Below are 17,916 nucleotides of genomic sequence, written 5' to 3' on the forward strand. Positions count from 1 at the left end.
CCATGGAGCCCGCGCCCACATCCACATCGCCATCCGAGCGCCCGCTCCGGGGGCCGGTACTCACGCTGCTGTCCGGCTCGTCGATCGCCCTGGCCCTGTCCTATCTGGCCCAGCCGCTGCTGACCCGCCTCTACACGCCGGAAGCGTTCGGCGTGCTGGACGCCTTCGTGGCGCTGGCGAGCCTGCTGTTTGTGCTGGGAACACTCCGGTACGAGGACGCGCTGCTGCTACCCCACGACGAAGCCGAAGCGCGCGGCCTGCTCCGGCTTTCCGTTTACATCCTGCTCGGCCTCGGCCTGCTCTGCCTGGTGCTGAGCCTGCCCGGACGTCTGTTGCTTGCACGCGCGGGCGAGGCGGCGCTGGCCGACTGGCTCCCCTGGCTCGGCCCTGCCCTGCTGCTCATGGGCGGGGGACGCCTGGCCGAGCTGTGGCTGATGCGCCGTGAGGCGTTCCGGACGCTTTCGGCCGGCACCGCCCTGCGTGCCGCCGCCACGACGACGCTGCGGCTGGCGGCCGGCCTGCCTCCTCTGCAGGCGGGTGCAGCTGGACTCATCGGCGGCTTTCTGGGCGGCCACCTGAGCGCACTGCTGCTCTATGGCTGGCGTCTGCGCCGCATGCCATCGGAAGCGTCGGATCCTCCTCCTTCGCTGACCGCACTGGCCCGCCGCTACCGGCGTTTTCCGCTGTTTACCCTTCCGGCTGCCCTGCTCAACGCACTGAGCATGCGTCTGCCTTTTCTGCTGCTGCTGGCCTTCTTCGACACCCGGGTGCTGGGCTTTTTCGGCCGCGCCTTCATGGTACTGAGCGTTCCGCTGGGACTGGTGGGCGGCGCGACCGGTCAGGTTTTCTTCGTCCGTGCCGCCGAAGCCCGCCACGGCAACGGGCTGGCCGCGCTGACCCTGCGCGTCTACCGGCGTCTGCTGCAGGTGGGCCTCTATCCGGTGCTGCTCTTGATGCTGCTGGGCCCCGACCTGTTCGCCTTCGTCTTCGGCCAGCCGTGGCACACGGCCGGCCAATACGCCGTCTGGATCGCCCCCTGGCTGCTGCTGGCGGGAGTGGCCTCACCGCTGAGCCGGCTGTTCGACGTGCTGGAGCGCCAGCGGGCCGACTTCGCCATCAGCGTCTTGCTCTTTCTGCTGCAGACGGGCGCGCTCGTCGTCGGCGGACTACAGGGGCGACCGGAGACGGCCCTGCTCCTGCTCGGACTGACCGGCGTGCTGGGGCGCACCGTCCAGCTCGGGGTCCTGCTTCGGCTGGCCGGCGTCTCGACCCGCGAGGCGCTGATTCCGCTGCTACGCTACGGCCTCTACAGCCTTCCGCTGCTGGGGCTGCTCCACCTGAGCGCTTCGCACCTGTCCCCTCCCTTTCATCTTGGTCTGGCCCTGCTCAGCGTGCCGCTCTATCTGGGCCTCGGCGTCTGGCTTGAGCGGCGGGCTGCCTGAACCGCTCCTCAACGCGGCGGCCGATCGCCATAGCGACCGGCCTCGCGCCGGCGACGCTGACCGAGCTGCTCCAGGTGAAACAACACGCGGAGCTGCTCCGGAGGTGCGCCACAGGCGACGGCCCAGTCGGTCAGCACCTGCAGCACGTGCTGGCGACGCCGCCACGACCAGCGCGGCGCCCGATCCTCCAGCACCCATGTGGTAAGCGCCGCCCCGTAGCCTTTCTCGAAGAGTCGCTGCGCGGCCTCCAGCGCCGCCCTGCGCCGGGAGGCCGACACCTCCGGCGCCAGCTTTGCCATCCAGCTGGCGTGCTCGGATACCTGTCCGGTGGGTGCTGCAAACGACAGGCACAGCACGGCCGCTTCTTCCGGAAACTCCCAGTCGACAGGAACGAACGGTCTCGAAACAGACGACTTCATCCTGCAGAACAGCAGCCCTGGAACTACTCAGGCTCCCCGACTGTATCGTCCGCCGCGCGACTTTCTTCAATCCGAAAACGACCATGGCCGAAATTCACACGCTTCCTGCCACGTTGCGGCGCTTTCAGGCGACCGACGAAGGGTTTCGCTGGGAGACGGTGCCGCTGAAGCACTACAAGCCGGAAGGCACGCACTTCCGGGACATCACGCGCCAGGTGCTGTTCGGACCGGAAAGTGGCCTGCCCGCCGAGCTGCGCTACTTCGAAGTGGAGCCGGGCGGCTACTCCACCTTCGAGCGGCACGAGCACGTGCACGCCGTGCTGATCCTGCGCGGACGGGGTCGTGCCATCGTGGGCGAGCAGCTCTTCGAAGTGCAGCCGTTCGATCTGATTCACGTGCCGGCCTGGACCTGGCACCAGTTTCAAGCTGCCGAGGACGAAGCCCTGGGCTTTCTGTGCATGGTGGCGGTGGACCGCGACCGCCCGACGCGTCCCACCCCTGAAGAAGCCGAGCAACTCCGTCGCCACCCGGTCATCGGCCCTCACGTGCGGCTGTAAGGCAATAGACGTCCGCTGCCCATCGCCAGACCCGGAGCGGACCCACGGGTCCACCCCTATGGGAATGAGACGTGGGCAACAGGGCTTGCGGTAGGGGCGCGCCTCTGTGCGCTTCCTCCAAGTCCACCGTCGGATACAGGGGCCGCCCCTGCAGCCGCAGGATAGGTTTATTGCCCCACGTTCACCCGATCCGAGGTCACAAACGCGCCCTCGAAGCGGCGGGCGGCCAGCGCCCGCAAGCGCTCGGCCTCCTCACGCGTCCGAAAGTTGCCCAGACGGATGCGATAGTACGGAGCACGGAAGACGATATAGACCGGCGGCGGGTCGGCATGAGCACCGGGAATCCCTTCCAGCAATCCCTGTGCGGCCATCCGTCGCCACCAGGCGACCGCCGCCGCGTAGATGCTGTCGGCCGTGGCCTTGTTTTCGGTGAGAAAAATCTGCACGCGGTAGCCCTCTACGGTGCGCGTGGCCGAGGCACCGGCCCGTCCTTCCATCAGCGCCTCCGGCACGTCGTGCTGCACTTCGAGCGGTGGCGGCGGTGGATCCGGATAGCGGGCCGGATCGAAGTCTTCGTAAGCGGACCAGTCGATCGGGGCTTCTTCCGGCGCCGGCCCCTGCTGTTCCTGCGCGCCGCGCGTGGCGGCACATCCCGCCAGCAGAAGCACCAGCCCGAAAAAGACAAGGCGGTTCACCACAGGTCAGCGGTTGCATTCCTGAGGACGACGCCTTCTGAAAGCGTCAGGCCGGCTCCGTGTTTCCATCCGAGAACGGCGGCACGGCCACCAGCACCGTCAGCACGCCGGGCGGCAGCGACAGCGTCTCGCCGGGCGCGCACGTGGTGGGTTCCACATTGCGTTGAAACACCGGGACCACCTCCCAGTGGTGCGGTTTGCCACAGGAGCACACCTCCGGCACCACGACCGGCACGGCTTCCTTTCCGTTGTTGAACAGAATCAGAAACGTGTCGTCTCGGAAGGGCCGCCCGTGCTCGTCGGTGCCCTGAATGGCGTCGCCATGCAGCAGCAGTCCGAAGGCCGTCAGCTCCGGGTTGGTCCAGTCCTCGTGGCGCATGGGCCGGCCTTCCGGGTGCCACCAGACCGCGTCGGGGGCCTCGCCGCCGTTGGGCAATCCGGTCAGAAAATGGCGGCGCCGGAAGCTCCGATGCTGCTTGCGGAACCAGATCACCTGGCGCACGAACTCCAGAAACTGCTGCTTGCGCGTGTCGAGTTGCCAGTTGTACCAGCTGATTTCGTTGTCCTGGCAGTAGGCGTTGTTGTTGCCGTGCTGCGTGCGCGACAGCTCATCGCCGCCCAGCAGCATGGGCACGCCCTGCGAGAGAAAGAGCGTGCTGATCAGGCTGCGCTTGAGCGCTTCCCGGCAGGCCAGCACGGACGGATCCTGCGTGGGTCCCTCCACCCCGCAATTCGTGCTGTAGTTTTCGTCCATGCCGTCCCGGTTGCCTTCCAGGTTCGCTTCGTTGTGCTTTTTCGTATAGCTGACCAGGTCTTCCAGCGTGAAGCCGTCGTGGGCCGTGACGAAGTTGATCGAAGCGAACGGACGACGGCCGCTGCGTTCGTACAGATCGCTGGAGCCGGCAAAGCGCGTGGCAAACTCGCCGTTGAGGCCCCTATCGCCCCGCCAGAAGCGGCGCACGGCATCGCGATAGCGGCCGTTCCACTCGGTCCACTGCCAGGGAAAATGTCCCACCTGATAACCCCCCGGCCCGACGTCCCAGGGTTCGGCGATGAGCTTCACCTGGCTGAGCACCGGATCCTGCTGGATGACCTGAAAGAAGGTCGAGAGCATATCCACGTCGTACAGCTCACGGGCCAGCGCGGCCGCCAGATCGAACCGAAAACCGTCGACGTGCATTTCGGTAACCCAGTAGCGGAGGCTGTCCATAATGAGCTGGATGACGTAGGGGTTGCCCACGTCCAGCGTGTTGCCGGTGCCTGTGTAGTCGACCAGAAAGCGCGGGTTGTTCGGATCGGCCTTGTAGTAGGCGCGGTTGTCGATGCCCCGGAACGAGAGCGTGGGCCCCAGCACGCCGCCTTCGCCTGTGTGGTTGTAGACCACATCGATGATCACCTCGAAGCCGGCGGCGTGCAGCGCCCGCACCATCATCTTGAACTCGCGCACGGCCGAGAGCGGTCCGTTCGTGGCGTACTCGGGCTCCGGCGCAAAGTAGCAGAGCGGATTGTAGCCCCAGTAGTTGCGCAGGCCGCGCTCGACCAGGTGCCGATCGTGCACTTTCGCGTGCACCGGAAGGAGCTGGATCGTGGTGACGCCCAGCCGCTTCAGGTGCTCCAGCACCGGCTCGCAGGTCAGCCCCAGATACGTCCCGCGCAGCGGCTCCGGCACCTCCGGGTGCAGCTTCGTGATCCCTTTGACGTGCGTTTCGTAGATGATCGTGTCTTCCCAGGGGATACGTGGCGGACGGTCGTCGCCCCACTCGAAGCAGCCTTCCACGACGGCTCCCAGCGGCGCGTACGGTGCGCTGTCTTCTTCCGAAAATGACAGATCCCCGGCCGGATCGCCGATTTTGTAACCGAAAAGGCTGTCGTGCCAGCGGAGCGGTCGCCCGATGGCCTTTGCGTAGGGGTCGAGCAGCACCTTGTTCGGATTGAAGCGGTGGCCTTCCTCCGGCCGGTAGGGTCCGTAGACGCGATAGCCGTAGAGCTGGCCGGGACGCAGACCGGGCAGGTAAACATGCCAGATCGGGCCCGTCCGTTCGGTCACTTCGATCGTGCGCGAAGGCGCAGGATCGTCCGGGTGATCGAACAGCACCAGCTCGACCGCCTCGGCGTGCTGGCTGTAGAGGGCGAAGTTGACGCCCAGCCCGTCCCAGGTGGCACCCAGCGGATAGGGTCGGCCGGGCCAGACGGCCGGTACCGAGCTGACCGGTTGTTCTTTATGCGACATAACTACAATACGCCCTGAACATCCCGGCTTACAACAAAAGACACACCGAAGCAGGCGTGTTGCCTACGCGGCCTCATTTTTACGACAACGTACGTAACTGCCTGTCGCCGCCTGCCCGCCATCCGCCTCTTCATGCTGACGCCTGTGGGTCGGGAATGCCCGTACTTCAAGCGCAGCCGCCCTGTAACTTTTTGCCCAAACTCTGAAGAAACAGGTATCCTTTTCCGCCCGCTCCGTTGTATCTTGGGGCCGATTTTCAGCAGGCGCCCTAAAATACGGCGCATTTCGCACAAACCAAAGCACAATCCGGCGAAGTTTTCCTGATGAGCTGGCTCACGGAAGAAGACATCCGGCGCTGGGAAAGCGGTACGTTCTACGACAGTTACCGAAAGCTGGGAGCCCATCCCGACGACGAAGGCACCTGGTTCTGCGTCTGGGCGCCGCATGCCGATGGCGTCTCGGTGCTCGGGGCGTTCAACGACTGGAATCCGGACGCCAACCCGCTGGAGCGCTACGGCGGCGGTCTGTGGGCCGGTTACGTACCGGGAGCGCGCCCGGGCCACACCTACAAGTATCGCATCCGGCACGGCTTCTACCAGGCCGACAAGACGGATCCCTACGCCTTCGCCATGGAGCCGCCTACCGGCAGTCCCATCGAAGGGCTGGCCTCCATCATCACGCGGCTCGACTACACCTGGCACGACGACGAATGGATGCGGCGCCGGAAGGGTCCGGCCAGCCTTTACGAGCCGGTTTCCATCTACGAGGTACATCTGGGCTCCTGGCGTCACAAACGGCCCGGCGAGTCCTTCTCTTACCGGGAGATTGCCGAGCCGCTGGCCGACTACGTGCAGGAGATGGGCTTCACGCACGTGGAGCTGCTGCCCGTCATGGAACATCCCTACTACGGCTCCTGGGGCTATCAGGTGGTGGGCTACTACGCCCCGACGTTTCGCTACGGATCGCCCCAGGACCTGATGTACCTGATCGACTACCTGCACCAGCGCGGCATCGGCGTCATCCTCGACTGGGTCCCGAGCCACTTTGCGGCCGATCCCCAGGGACTGGTTTTCTTTGACGGGACCACGCTCTTCGAATACGACGACCCCAAAATGCGTTACCACCCCGACTGGGGCACGTACGTGTTTGATTACAACAAGCCGGGCGTACGCAACTTTCTGATTTCTAATGCGCTTTTCTGGCTCGAAAAGTACCACGTCGACGGGCTGCGCGTCGATGCCGTGGCCTCCATGCTCTACCGGGACTACTCACGCAAGGAGTGGACGCCCAACATCTTTGGCGGTCGCGAAAACCTGGAGGCCATCGATTTCCTCAAGCGATTCAACGAGACGGTCTACCTGCACTTCCCCGAGGCCATGACGATCGCCGAGGAGTCGACGGCCTGGCCCGGCGTGTCGGCCCCCACCTACAACAACGGTCTGGGCTTCCTCTACAAGTGGAACATGGGCTGGATGCACGACACGCTGGACTACATCCGGCGCGATCCCATCTATCGCAAGTATCACCACGACGAGCTGACCTTCTCGCTCTGGTACGCCTTTTCGGAGCACTACGTCCTGCCGCTCTCGCACGACGAGGTGGTGCACGGCAAGGGCTCGCTCTGGGGTAAAATGCCCGGCGACGACTGGCAGAAAGCGGCCAACCTGCGCCTGCTCTTTGGCCACATGTGGGGCCATCCGGGCAAAAAACTGCTCTTCATGGGCGGCGAATTCGGCCAGCACCGCGAATGGAACCACGACACGCAGCTCGAATGGCACCTGCTGGACCAGCCCTACCATCGAGGCATTCAGCTGTGGGTACGCGATCTGAACCATCTCTACCGTACGAATCCGGCCCTCTGGCACGACGGACCGGAAGGGTTCGAGTGGATCGACTTCAGTGACCGCGACCAGAGCGTGATCTGTTACCTGCGCAAGAATGCCGGCCGCATGCTGCTGTTCGTGCTGAACTTTACGCCCGTGCCACGCGAGCACTACCGCGTGGGCGTGCCGATCGGCGGCCCCTGGCGCGAGGTGCTCAACAGCGACGCGGTGGCCTACGGCGGAAGCGGCATGGGCAACTTCGGCCGCGTCGAGGCGGTGCCCGAGTCCTGGCACGGCCGCCCCTTCCACCTGGAGCTGACGCTTCCCCCGCTGGCCGCCCTCATCCTGGAGCCGGAACACGGGTAGCCGTCCTGAAAAAACTTTAAACACGGCACAGTCGTAGATAACGAGGACTGGCTACCAGAATCCTGTGCCGTTATGGACTGGCGTCCGTACATTCACGCTGACCCGGAAATCCTTCAGGGAAAGCCTGTTGTCAGAGGAACCCGACTCTCGGTTGCCTTTATTCTCGGACTTTTTGCCGCGGGCTGGACGACGGAGCAGGTGCTTGAGAATTATCCGACCCTGACGCGCGAAGCGCTTCAGGCCGTCTTTGCTTTTGCTGCGGAATGCCTGCGTGAAGAGGCACTATACGTTCTTCCAGCCAGCACGTCCCCATGCGATTCTTAGAAGTCATCCGAAAAGTCGAAAGTTTATATTTCGATGAGGTTTATAGCCTGCCGTTTGAAGCACGACCAGCGCGCTCGTAGTCAGGCACAGAGCGAAGCGGAGTGCCGTCTCGGGTGACGCCACTCCGGCTGACGCCTTCGTGGCGTACTACAAACCCGTGCCTCTGACACACAACGCGAGAAAGCGCTGGCATGTCAGATTTCCCCTTGTTTTCCGGATAAGTTCTGGAGGGAAAGTTTACCGTGATCGAGCGCGAACGCGTGCGTCAGCGTCCGCTGTAATTGGACCGTTTCTACCCACCTTCTCCCCAGAGCGTCAGCACTAAGCGGCGGGGGCCGCCGTGGTTGCGATGCTCGCACAGGTAGATGCCCTGCCAGGTGCCCAGCGCCAGCCGTCCGTCGCGCACCGGCAGCAGCAGACTGCTCCCCAGCAGCGAGGCCTTGATGTGCGCGGGCATGTCGTCGGGACCTTCCAGCGTGTGTGCAAAATAGGGCGCGCCGTCGGGCACCGCCCGGCTGAAGTAGCGCTCAAAGTCGGCCCGCACTTCCGGACTGGTGTTTTCGTTGAGCGTCAGACTGGCCGACGTGTGCTGGATGAACACGTGCAGCAATCCGACCCGTACTGAGCGCAACTCCGGAAGTTGCGCCAGCACTTCGTCGGTGATCAGATGAAAGCCGCGCTCGCGCGGCCGCAGGGTGATCGTACGCTGCACCCACATGGTTACGACGGGTTGGTTGCTTCCTGCAGTGCAGCCAGCAAGCCTTCCGGCGTGGGCGTTCGGGCGACGGCGGCCACCTCCCACCCTTCCTGCTGCAGGGCTGCGGCCGTCGTGGGTCCGATGGCAGCCACACGCACCTGCTCTCGGGCGATCGGAAGCCGTCGGGCTGCCTCCAGGCCGGACGGACTGAAAAATACGACCCAGTCGGGCGCTTCCGCAGGCAGTTCGGGCACGGACGGACGCGTGTCGTACACGACCAGCTCTTCCAGCGGCAAACCTTCCTCGCGGAGCAGCGTCGGCAGTTCGTCGCGCCGACGCGCCCCGCACAGAAACAGCAGGGGACGCTCCGGACGCAGTGCCTGCAGGATCAGCCGGGCCAGCTCACGCCCGGAGCCGGCCGTTTCGCCCCGCGGCTGCAGGCCAAGTTCCTGCGCGGCGGCAGCTGTGCGCGGCCCCACCACGTACACGGGCCGTCGACGCCAGGCCTCCAGGAGCGACCCCAGTCGCCGGACCGCCTCCACGGCGCGTGGGCTGGTGAAAATCAACCCGCCGTACGCCTCCGGCCGGGCCAGCACCGCCCGGAGTTGCTCGGTGTTAAGCCAGACCACCCTCAGCACCGGCAACACGAACGGCCGGTAGCCCGCCGCCCGCAGCGCTTGGGCAAAGGGATCCGAGTCGGTCGTTTCCACCCGGAGCAGATAGACCACCTCGCCCGTCATGGCGTTCAGGTGTGCCGCCCGCGTATTTCTTCCAGAATCGCGCGGGCGCCCTGTTTCAGGAGCTTTTCGGCCAGTGCTTCCCCGACCGTCTCGGGCTCTTCGATGGCGCCGCGTTGCACGCCTTCCACCAGCTGGCGGCCGTCGAGCGAAACCACGCGCCCGCGCAGGACCAGCGTACCATCGGCTTCCACCGTGGCCAGCGCGGCCACAGGTACCTGACAGCCGCCCTGGAGCGCATGCAGCAGCGCCCGCTCGGCCCGCACGGTCGCGGCGGTGGGTGCGTGATGCAACGCCTGCAGCAGCGCACGTACGCGCCGGTTGGCCTCGGCGCAGACCACCCCGAGCGCCCCCTGGCCTACCGCCGGCAGCAGAATCTCCGGGGCGATGCGCTGGCGGACGCGCTCCTGCAACCCCAGGCGTTGCAGTCCGGCCTCGGCCAGAATCAGCCCGTGCCACCCTTCGGCTTCCAGTTTGCGCAGGCGCGTATCGACGTTGCCGCGCACCGGCACCACCTGCAGATCCGACCGCCAGGCCCGCAATTGCGCCTGGCGCCGCAGCGACGAAGTAGCCACCACGGCACCCGTCGGCAGATCCTCGAGGCGTCCCGCGTAGTCCGGATGCGCCACAAAGACATCCCAGGGCGAAGCCCGCTCCGGCACGGCCGCCACCACCAGCCCTTCGGGCATCTCGGTGGGCAGATCTTTCAGGGAATGGACGGCCAGGTCGATACGTCCCTCCAGCAGCGCCTGGTCCAGTTCCTTCGTGAAGAGCCCCTTGGCGCCGATCTTCGCCAGCGGCACGTCCTGAATATGATCGCCCGTAGTGCGAATGATTTCCACCTGCACCGATACGCCACGGGCTTCCAGAAAGGATCGGATCAGCGTGGCCTGCCGCAGCGCCAGCGCACTCCCCCGCGTTCCGAGGATCAGCGTCGGATCAGGCATGGTCCGCAGCGGAACGTTCCGGACGCACGGCCGGTCGCTCGACGAACGGACAGGGTCCCTGCGCACGGGCGCGCTCCAGCAGCACCGACGGCTCGGGCAAACGAACCGCCTGCGCCTCCTCGCAGCTCGGACGGCTGAAGAGTTGCGCCAGCAGTTGAACGCCCCGCACAAAGTCGATGCTGTCCGGATCGATGCTCTTGAGCCGCACGATGGGAATGGCCAGCAGCTTCTGCATGATGGAGCGCGTCAGCCGGTCCAGCTCTTCCCGGTCGATCTCCGAAAAGCGTCGGTGGTGGCGTTCGATCTCCTGGCGCCGGATCGTCTCGAACGTGTCACGAATGGTCTGGATGACCGGCTGCAGCGCCTGCTGGTGGAAGTACCAGGTAACGAACTCGTGCAACAGTTCGTCGCAGATCTGCCGGGCCTGTCGGGCGGCCTCGCGGCGCCGGGCTTCCACGGCAGCCTGGCGTGCCTTGACGGCGTCCAGATCCAGCACCCGGTAGCCGGGCAGCCGATCGATGGCCGGATCGATGTTGCGCGGTACGGAAAGGTCGATGAGCAGCAGCGCATGCTCCCGGCAGCGCGGCGGCACCATGTCGGCCGTCAGGACCGGCTCCGGCGCACCGGTGGCCACGATCACCAGGTCGCACTGCGTCAGTACTTCGGCCCGCCGTTCCCAGGGAATGAGCTGCTCGCCGGGCTGCGCCAGTTCCTCCGCACGCCGATGGGTGCGGTTGGTCAGCATCAGCACGGAAGGCGCCAGCGCGCGCAGCGCCTCCAGCGCCAGCCGGGCCATCTCACCGGCGCCCATCACCAGCACGCGCACCCCTTCCAGGTCTGGCTGACCCCGACGGGCAAAATAACGCCGGGCAGCCTGCACGGCCACACCCGCCACCGACGTAGTGCCCTGATGCAGGCTCGTCTCGGAGGCCACCCGCTTAGCGGCCCGGAAGGCGCTGTGCAACAGCCGATGCATGACGGTGCCCACGCTGCCCGCCTCGACCGCCAGCCGGTAATCTTCTTTGATCTGCGAGAAGATCTGCGCGTCGCCCAGCACCTGCGAGCGCAACCCGCAGGTCACCTCCAGCACGTGGCGCAGGGCCGCCTCGTCCTGAAAGTGGAAGCTCTCGGCCTCCGGCCAGGAACGCCCGGCATGCTGGCTGAGCAGGGTCCGCACCGCCGCCACGTCTTCGTCCGTACCGTAGAGATAGGCCTCCGTCCGGTTACAGGTCGAAACCAGCAACAGCTCCCCTTCGTGCGCTTCCATCCAGACGGCGTACAACCTGCGCTTGGCTTCCCGATCCAGCGCAAACGCCTCGCGCACTCCTACCGAGGCCGTCTCGTGGTTCAGACCCAGCGCGTGGAACCCCTGCATGTTACCCTGCGCCAATTTCTCCTTTTTGAGTCCTGAATTTACGGACAAAGGCCGTCGGGGTTCGTGAATCCCTGTAAAAGGTTGCATCCCGTCCGGGCTGGCAAGCTTCGGGCCACCCTTTTTTCTCGGCCCCGCGTTATCTTTTCCAGGACTGAAAGTTTCAAAACGCACCGGATCCATGTCGCAGACACCCCATGCGAAACGACTGGCGCGCCTGCAGCAGCTCCTGCAGGAGGCCGACATAGATGCCATAGCCCTGAACGCCAGTCCTACGTTGACCTACCTGACGGGCCTCGAAGTGCACCTGTCGGAGCGGCCGGTGGTGGGCATCTTTCCCGCTTCGGGCAAGCCGGCCCTGGTGCTTCCCGAACTGGAGACCGGCAAGCTGGCGTCGCTTCCGGTGGCGCTCGAAGCCTTCCCCTATGGCGAAAACCCGGACGCCTGGCCTGACGCGTTCACACAGGCGCTGCGCTTCTGTGGCCTGACGCGGGCGCAGCTCGGCGTTGAGCCGCAGTGGTTTCGGTTTCTGGAGCTTCGGTTGCTGGAAAAAGCCGCGCCGGAGGTGCGCGTCACCTCGGCCGAGCCACTGATCATGCGCCTGCGCAGCCAGAAAGACGCGGCCGAGGTGGCCGCCACGCGCCGGGCACTGGACGTGGCCTGGCGCGCGCTCGAAGCGACGCTGCCGGTAATCCGGCCGGGCGTCACCGAACGGGACGTGGCGGCCGAACTGACGCTGCAGCTCCTGCGGGCCGGTAGCGACCCCGAGCTGCCCTTTTCCCCTATCGTGGCTTTCGGACCGGAAAGCGCCAACCCGCACGCCGTGCCCGGCGACCGGTCACTGACGCCGCCCACGCTCGTCCTGATCGACTGGGGCGCACGCGTCGAGGGCTACTGCGCCGACCTGACGCGCATGTTCGCCTTCGGTCCGATCGACGACGAACTGGACCGCATCGTCCGGATCGTACTCGAAGCCAACGAAGCGGCCCGGGCCCGCGTCGCGCCGGGCGTACCGGCCGGCGAGGTGGACCGCGCCGCCCGCCAGGTGATCGAACAGGCGGGCTACGGTCCCTACTTCATCCACCGCACCGGCCACGGACTGGGACTGGAGATCCACGAGCCTCCGTACATCCGGGGCGACAACTCCGAGCTGCTGGCGCCGGGCATGCTCTTTACCATCGAGCCCGGCATCTACCTGACGGGACGCGGCGGCGCCCGCGTCGAAGACGACGTGCTCGTCACCGAGACGGGCGCCGAAACGCTCAGCGACTACCCGCGCACGCTGCGCCGCCTGGATTAAGCAGCGTCCGGGTCGGAAAGTGCGGCGGCAGCCTCGGCCACACTCTCGACCAGGGCACGTGCCCGGGCCGTCAGTTCCGGTCCCGGATGAGCCCGGAGCAGGCTACCGCCGATGAGCAGCATGACGTCGCGCCCGAAGAACTCAACCAGTTCGCGCGCCCGCTCCACCTGCATCCCGCCGGCCGGCACCGGCAGCGCCGGCCGGTACGGTCCCCAGGGCTGGCGCGCCCGCTCGGCCAGCGCCCGGCACGTCGCCCGACTGTAGCTGAACCGTCCGCCAAAGCTCGGGAAGATGATCATGTCGGCCCCGTACAGACGGAACAGCTTCCCGAGCAACGTTTCAGGCAGGATACGCTGCGCGCCGGCAAAGCTGGGATGGGCCAGCACGGGCACCTCCAGATGCCGCGTGACCAGCTCGTAGAAGAACGGCAATCCCAGCAACATGGGCGCCAGCAGCACGGCACCCACGCCGCACTGCTGGGCGATTTCCGCCTGGCGCAGCACCTGCGCAGGCGTTCCCGACAGGCTGGGTGCGTACACGACGCGCCTGCCGGTGCGCGCCGACACCTCCTGCACCACTTCCTGGCAGCGCCGCACGCGCTCCTCGAACGGGGCAAACGGATGATCGGCCCAGTAGTGATCGTCCTTGATCACGTCGATACCGCCCTCGGCCAGACTCCGGCACAGTACCGCCAGCTCGTCCACCGAAAGACCCACCGGCTTCAGCGCCGAGGCCGTCAGCGGCCGATCGTGCACGCCCAGCAATGCCCGCACCCCTTCGATCCCGAATCGGGGGCCGGGGAAGCGATCGAACAGCGCAGGCGGCAGCTCGAAGTCTTCCAGCACGACCTGTTCGTGCAGCGAGGCGTTGCCGAACAGCACGTTGACGAACTGGGCCGGGTCCACGCCGGCTGTTTCGACAGGCAACTGCAGCACCAGCCGGGCCCCGCCCGCTTCCAGCGGCTCCAGTTCCACGATCTCACCCATCAGGCGCTCGCGTACCACCGGCACGCGCAGCGCCACCTCTTCGGGCGTTTCGACGGTCTGCTCCAGCAGCAGCGCCCGGGCAAAGGTCCCCTGTTCCTCGGAAGGTACCTCCAGGCGATAGACAACTTCCAGGCGGGTATCCATTGAGGGCTCCCTGTTGGTTGAAGATAAAACAGGCGACCCGTAACCGAGTCGCCTGTTCATCCTACGTCTGACCGTACAATTGTTTTCCTATCGTTGATACAAAACAACCCGGCTGAACTGATGGCCGCTTGCCTGCAGGCGCACGACGTACAGCCCGGAAGGATGCCCGTCGGCCACCCAGCGCACCACGTAGCGTCCGGCCGGCAGCACTTCGTCGACGAGCGTGGCCACCCGCTGGCCCAGCAGGTTGAAGACCTCCACGACGACCGGGCCGCTCCAGGCCAGCGAAAACGGCACCATGGTTTCCCGGCGGAACGGGTTGGGATAGTTGGGCTCCAGCGCAAACAGCCGGGGTGTCTCTCCCGCGATCGGCTCGACGGCCGTCGCGCGCACCATGGACCGGTCGCCCAGCAGCGACCCATCCTGCATATCGACATAGAACACGTGGCCGACCTCCATCTCTTGCTTGGCCGGCACGGCTGCTCCCAGATCCCCCAGATGCAGGTAAGCAATCACCCATACCGGCGTAGAGGGATCCTCGTACACGAACTCGGCCACTTCACTCAGCGGCGCAAACAGCCCGGCCAGCATGGTCACCAGTACCTCGTTATTGGCGGCTGCTCTAAAATCGGCCCCACCGCCGGCCTCGGCCGCCGCTACCGCCTCGTCAGAATCCGCAAAGGATGTCGGCAACATCGGAAACGGCCCGGTCAGCTCCAATTCCGAGGCCGTCCCGAGCGGAAGCGGAAGCAACGTCCCCGACGATCCCTGTACCATCAGCACAATCTGCGGGTCCTCGCCACTTCCGACAAACAGATACACCCAGAGCAGGGCTTTGCCGTCAGGTACTCCTTCGGCCAACTCGAGCAAGGGAAGCGAGGCTGAGGCAATACCTGAAAGGCTGGCCGAGCCGCCTGCCATCAACGCGGCCATCTCGCCAGCGGCTGCTACCTGCTGCGCCGCGGTGATCCGATCCAGCTGGAACCCCTGGCCCATCAACATGAGCCCGGACACGTCTTCGCCGCTTACCTGGATCGAGTCGGCCTCGCCGTCCATGTCTTCGTCCAGCATGGCAAAGCCGATGCGCAACCGCCCAAGTGTCCGGTCATAATGCACCAGAAAACCCTCGACCACGTACCAGCCGTCTATCACATTGGTAATGCGGAACGTCCCTTCGGCCGTCACCACGCCTACACCGGCCGGATTTCCGTAGCGGTCCGCAAGCGTGACGATCATTCCCGCGGGATCCATCTGCTGCATCGTCGCGGCGCCGCGTTTATGCAGGGCTGGCCGATGCACGGCCTGGACAACAGGATCCAGCAACGATGGCACAGGCTGTTCCCGACCGGCTACGCGGGGGCGCGTCAGCGTGCGGAGCAGCTCCATCCGGCCGTTCAGCGCCGTCTCTCCCGGCGCGACCCGGAATGCCTCCTCGCCGCCCGCCGACTCCAGCATCACCATGCCATCTACCGTGACGCCGCCGAGCGCCTCGCCCGTAGCATACTGCAGGACAAAGGCCCGAAGGGCCACCTCGGACTCCGAAACAACCAGTTCCGGAATGGTCCAGGTGTAGGTGGTCTGTGCCAGATGCGTGACCTGGAACGACAGGGTGCGGCCGTCTTCGCTGAGCGTTCCCCCGGCGACCTGCTCGCAGGGCGAGCTGCCGCCCACCAGAATCTGATCGCAGGGATGTATGCCGATGCCAAGATCCAGCAGCGAATCCAGACCGGCTTCCAGTAGCGAATCTGGCAGGGGTGCAGAAAACGTAAAGGACACGGTGGTTTCTGAAGCGACTCCGGTAGCGCCCGACGCCGGAGTCGAAGCGACCACCTCGAACCCGGTAAGCTGAGCACGGGCACTTCTGGCGGCCAGCACGAGGCAAAGCAGGACCAGCCCCACCCGCCCGTTGTAGCGAGCGTTCATGATTCCCTCCCTGTGGTTGATGATAGAAAAAGCGTCATACCCTACTCGGAGCGGGCGGGCATCGGCTGCGAATCCTGCATGGCCTGAGCCGCGAGCGCCTCGGCCTGCGCAATCAGTTCCTCGATCGCCTGCAGGCCTTCATGCCAGAACTGCGGGTCGGTCAGATCGACGCCCAGCCGACCTACCAGCACGTGCGGCCAGTCCGAGCCGCCGGCTTCGAGCAGTTGCAGATAGCGCTCGGCAAAGTCGGGGCCTTCCTGCCGGTAACGCGCAAAAAGCGCCAGCACCAGCAGCTCGCCGAATGCATAGGCGTACACGTAGCCCGGCGTGTGGATGAAATGCGGGATGTAGCTCCACCAGTAGCGATAGTGATCGCCGAGCACCACGCTCCCGCGAAACATGTCCTGCTGCGTCTCGATCCAGAAATCGCAGAACGCTTCCGTGGGAAGCTCGCCCTGCTGGCGCCGGGCGTTGTGCATGCGGTCTTCGAAACGATTCATGGCCACCTGGCGGAAAACCGTGGCCATCGTATCGTCGATTTTGCCCATCAGCATGGCCAGTCGGTTGGACGGGTCGGCCTCGACCGCCAGCAACCGCTCGAAGACCAGCATCTCGCCGAAGACAGAGGCCGTCTCGGCCGTGGTGAGCGGCGTGTCGGCCTGCAGCAGGCCCTGCTTGCGCGACAGGTACTGGTGCACGCCGTGGCCGAGTTCGTGCGCCAGCGTTTGCACGTCGCGGATCGTGCCGGTATAGTTGAGCAGGATATACGGATGGGCGCTCGGGACGGCCCCGTGGCTGAACGCGCCGCTGCGCTTGCCCGGGGTCATGGCCGCGTCGATCCAGCGACGCTCGAAGAACTGCGCCGCAATTTCTCCCATGCGCGGATGAAAGGCCCGGTAGGCTTCTTCGACCAGCTGGCGGGCCTCCTCCCAGCGATAGCGCGTGCCGGCCTCCTTCAGCGGCGCGTAACGGTCGTAGTCGTACAGTTCATCCAGCCCCAGCAACCGTCGCTTGAGCTCGTAGAAACGGGCCACCAGGTCATAGCGCTCGGTCACCGCCCGGATCAGCGCCTCGACCATTTCGTCGCTGACCTCGTTGGCCAGGTTGCGGCTCTCGATCCAGGTCCGGTAGCCACGCAGGCGGTCGTCCGAGGCCTTATCGGCCAGCACCGTGTTGAAGATGTAGGTCAGCTCGCGAATGCGTGGCTTGAGCCCTTCCGTAAAGGCCAGCGCCGCCTGCCGCCGCACCTCCCGGTCCGGGTCGTACAGTTTGGCCAGCACCTCCTGCTCGGTCAGCAGCTGGCCGTTCAGTTCAAAGCGCAGGCTGCCGAGCAGCTCATCGAAGAACCGGGTCCAGGCGTCCCGACCGGTAACGCGCTTTTCGGCGAGAATCTTTTCTTCCGGTTCGCTGAGCAGGTGCGGACGCAACCGCTGCTGCAGCTCCAGGTAGTGCCGATAGGGTCGCAGCGCCTCGGTCTCCATGAGCCGACGGGCACGTTCCGGCTCGACGGCCGCCCATTCCAGCTCCAGAAACAGCAGCTGCTGAGAAGCCTGCGTATAGCGCTCCCGCACATGCTGCAAGAGCGCACCACGGGCCGGATCCTCCGTATTGGTGCTCCAGTGCAGGTAGGCGTAGGTGTAGGCGCGGCCCAGCCGGTCCAGAATCACCTCGTAGCGGCGCAATGCTTCGGCCAGTTCCTCGGCCTCCAGCGAGCCAATCCGGCCGTGATAGGTTCGGGCAAATGCCTCGGCTTCGGCCAGCGCCTGCTCCAGATCCTGCTTCAACGCAGCCTCATTCGGGTACAGATCGGTCAGATCCCAGCGAACGTTTTCAGCTCCGGTCTGCATACGACTTGTCTTTTTTGAAATCCCCTGTTGCACGAAACGAATGCGCTCAGGAAACGTCTCACGCCACACCGCAACGAAGGGTTGCAAGGTCAAGATCCGAGGGGTGC

15 protein-coding genes are annotated in these 17,916 nt (G+C 65.5%); 5 read left to right on the plus strand and 10 right to left on the minus strand.

Annotation, left to right across the window (positions count from 1 at the left end):
* Positions 1 to 2: 2 nt before the first annotated feature.
* Positions 3 to 1,442 carry a lipopolysaccharide biosynthesis protein gene (locus tag GYH26_RS10320; RefSeq protein ID WP_161541580.1) on the plus strand — a complete coding sequence of 480 codons (1,440 nt, stop codon included), beginning with the start codon at positions 3 to 5 and terminating at the stop codon, positions 1,440 to 1,442.
* An 8-nt stretch (positions 1,443 to 1,450) separates the two neighbouring features.
* Here the strand turns inward: GYH26_RS10320 and GYH26_RS10325 are convergent, their stop codons facing one another.
* On the minus strand, positions 1,451 to 1,861 hold the full coding sequence (locus GYH26_RS10325; protein WP_161541581.1) for a hypothetical protein: 411 nt from the start codon (positions 1,859 to 1,861) through the stop codon (positions 1,451 to 1,453).
* Between the two features lie 83 nt (positions 1,862 to 1,944).
* Here GYH26_RS10325 and GYH26_RS10330 point away from each other — a divergent pair, with 83 nt between their 5' ends.
* Positions 1,945 to 2,418, plus strand: coding sequence for a cupin domain-containing protein (locus tag GYH26_RS10330; protein WP_161541582.1), 474 nt, complete (start codon positions 1,945 to 1,947; stop codon positions 2,416 to 2,418).
* 167 nt (positions 2,419 to 2,585) lie between these two features.
* Here the strand turns inward: GYH26_RS10330 and GYH26_RS10335 are convergent, their stop codons facing one another.
* Positions 2,586 to 3,113 carry an SPOR domain-containing protein gene (locus tag GYH26_RS10335; RefSeq protein ID WP_242006385.1) on the minus strand — a complete coding sequence of 176 codons (528 nt, stop codon included), beginning with the start codon at positions 3,111 to 3,113 and terminating at the stop codon, positions 2,586 to 2,588.
* A 46-nt stretch (positions 3,114 to 3,159) separates the two neighbouring features.
* A complete protein-coding gene (glgX, locus tag GYH26_RS10340; RefSeq protein ID WP_161541584.1) occupies positions 3,160 to 5,343 on the minus strand; it encodes a glycogen debranching protein GlgX in 2,184 nt (727 codons plus the stop codon).
* A gap of 323 nt (positions 5,344 to 5,666) precedes the next feature.
* On the opposite strand from glgX, the gene glgB reads away from it, so the two are divergent.
* Together glgB and GYH26_RS10350 are read left to right on the plus strand one after the other, a co-directional pair.
* Entirely contained in the window at positions 5,667 to 7,532 is a 1,866-nt protein-coding gene (gene glgB / locus GYH26_RS10345; RefSeq protein WP_161541585.1) for a 1,4-alpha-glucan branching protein GlgB, read from the plus strand.
* A 72-nt stretch (positions 7,533 to 7,604) separates the two neighbouring features.
* Positions 7,605 to 7,856 (plus strand): DUF433 domain-containing protein, encoded by a 252-nt coding sequence (locus tag GYH26_RS10350; RefSeq protein ID WP_161541586.1) that lies wholly within the window; start codon positions 7,605 to 7,607, stop codon positions 7,854 to 7,856.
* A gap of 292 nt (positions 7,857 to 8,148) precedes the next feature.
* On the opposite strand, the gene GYH26_RS10355 is transcribed toward GYH26_RS10350, so the two are convergent.
* Genes GYH26_RS10355 through hemA form a run of 4 tightly spaced genes read right to left on the minus strand, consistent with a single transcriptional unit; the run spans position 8,149 to position 11,612 of the window.
* Positions 8,149 to 8,574 (minus strand): secondary thiamine-phosphate synthase enzyme YjbQ, encoded by a 426-nt coding sequence (locus GYH26_RS10355; protein ID WP_161541587.1) that lies wholly within the window; start codon positions 8,572 to 8,574, stop codon positions 8,149 to 8,151.
* Between the two features lie 2 nt (positions 8,575 to 8,576).
* Complete coding sequence (locus tag GYH26_RS10360; protein ID WP_161541588.1) at positions 8,577 to 9,293, minus strand: uroporphyrinogen-III synthase; 717 nt, start codon at positions 9,291 to 9,293, stop codon at positions 8,577 to 8,579.
* Positions 9,294 to 9,298: 5 nt separating this feature from the next.
* On the minus strand, positions 9,299 to 10,237 hold the full coding sequence (gene hemC / locus GYH26_RS10365) for a hydroxymethylbilane synthase (protein WP_161541589.1): 939 nt from the start codon (positions 10,235 to 10,237) through the stop codon (positions 9,299 to 9,301).
* Positions 10,230 to 11,612 carry a glutamyl-tRNA reductase gene (gene hemA / locus GYH26_RS10370; protein WP_161541590.1) on the minus strand — a complete coding sequence of 461 codons (1,383 nt, stop codon included), beginning with the start codon at positions 11,610 to 11,612 and terminating at the stop codon, positions 10,230 to 10,232. The genes hemC and hemA overlap by 8 nt, the downstream gene beginning before the upstream one ends.
* A gap of 178 nt (positions 11,613 to 11,790) precedes the next feature.
* On the opposite strand from hemA, the gene GYH26_RS10375 reads away from it, so the two are divergent.
* Positions 11,791 to 12,909: a M24 family metallopeptidase gene (locus GYH26_RS10375; protein ID WP_161541591.1), complete on the plus strand. Its 1,119-nt coding sequence runs from the start codon at positions 11,791 to 11,793 to the stop codon at positions 12,907 to 12,909.
* Here the strand turns inward: GYH26_RS10375 and GYH26_RS10380 are convergent.
* The 3 genes from GYH26_RS10380 to GYH26_RS10390 all read right to left on the minus strand — a co-directional run bounded on the left by GYH26_RS10380 (position 12,906) and on the right by GYH26_RS10390 (position 17,809).
* Positions 12,906 to 14,039: a RuBisCO large subunit C-terminal-like domain-containing protein gene (locus tag GYH26_RS10380; protein ID WP_161541592.1), complete on the minus strand. Its 1,134-nt coding sequence runs from the start codon at positions 14,037 to 14,039 to the stop codon at positions 12,906 to 12,908. The two genes, GYH26_RS10375 and GYH26_RS10380, sit on opposite strands and share 4 nt — an antisense overlap.
* A gap of 87 nt (positions 14,040 to 14,126) precedes the next feature.
* Positions 14,127 to 15,962: an Ig-like domain-containing protein gene (locus GYH26_RS10385; RefSeq protein ID WP_161541593.1), complete on the minus strand. Its 1,836-nt coding sequence runs from the start codon at positions 15,960 to 15,962 to the stop codon at positions 14,127 to 14,129.
* Positions 15,963 to 16,003: 41 nt separating this feature from the next.
* A complete protein-coding gene (locus GYH26_RS10390) occupies positions 16,004 to 17,809 on the minus strand; it encodes a M3 family oligoendopeptidase (RefSeq protein ID WP_161541594.1) in 1,806 nt (601 codons plus the stop codon).
* Between the last annotated feature and the right edge of the window lie 107 nt (positions 17,810 to 17,916).

The organism is Rhodothermus marinus (assembly GCF_009936275.1).
Taxonomy (GTDB): domain Bacteria; phylum Bacteroidota; class Rhodothermia; order Rhodothermales; family Rhodothermaceae; genus Rhodothermus; species Rhodothermus marinus_A.

What these genes read in the sequence shown, in the direction of transcription:
- glgX (WP_161541584.1), bottom strand. Translation starts at nt 5,343, where the DNA reads ATGTCGCATAAAGAACAACCGGTCAGCTCGGTACCGGCCGTCTGGCCC.
- GYH26_RS10380 (WP_161541592.1), bottom strand. Translation starts at nt 14,039, where the DNA reads ATGGATACCCGCCTGGAAGTTGTCTATCGCCTGGAGGTACCTTCCGAG.
- GYH26_RS10320 (WP_161541580.1), top strand. Translation starts at nt 3, where the DNA reads ATGGAGCCCGCGCCCACATCCACATCGCCATCCGAGCGCCCGCTCCGG.
- GYH26_RS10330 (WP_161541582.1), top strand. Translation starts at nt 1,945, where the DNA reads ATGGCCGAAATTCACACGCTTCCTGCCACGTTGCGGCGCTTTCAGGCG.
- GYH26_RS10385 (WP_161541593.1), bottom strand. Translation starts at nt 15,962, where the DNA reads ATGAACGCTCGCTACAACGGGCGGGTGGGGCTGGTCCTGCTTTGCCTC.
- GYH26_RS10355 (WP_161541587.1), bottom strand. Translation starts at nt 8,574, where the DNA reads ATGTGGGTGCAGCGTACGATCACCCTGCGGCCGCGCGAGCGCGGCTTT.
- GYH26_RS10350 (WP_161541586.1), top strand. Translation starts at nt 7,605, where the DNA reads ATGGACTGGCGTCCGTACATTCACGCTGACCCGGAAATCCTTCAGGGA.
- hemA (WP_161541590.1), bottom strand. Translation starts at nt 11,612, where the DNA reads ATGCAGGGGTTCCACGCGCTGGGTCTGAACCACGAGACGGCCTCGGTA.
- hemC (WP_161541589.1), bottom strand. Translation starts at nt 10,237, where the DNA reads ATGCCTGATCCGACGCTGATCCTCGGAACGCGGGGGAGTGCGCTGGCG.
- glgB (WP_161541585.1), top strand. Translation starts at nt 5,667, where the DNA reads ATGAGCTGGCTCACGGAAGAAGACATCCGGCGCTGGGAAAGCGGTACG.
- GYH26_RS10375 (WP_161541591.1), top strand. Translation starts at nt 11,791, where the DNA reads ATGTCGCAGACACCCCATGCGAAACGACTGGCGCGCCTGCAGCAGCTC.
- GYH26_RS10390 (WP_161541594.1), bottom strand. Translation starts at nt 17,809, where the DNA reads ATGCAGACCGGAGCTGAAAACGTTCGCTGGGATCTGACCGATCTGTAC.
- GYH26_RS10360 (WP_161541588.1), bottom strand. Translation starts at nt 9,293, where the DNA reads ATGACGGGCGAGGTGGTCTATCTGCTCCGGGTGGAAACGACCGACTCG.
- GYH26_RS10325 (WP_161541581.1), bottom strand. Translation starts at nt 1,861, where the DNA reads ATGAAGTCGTCTGTTTCGAGACCGTTCGTTCCTGTCGACTGGGAGTTT.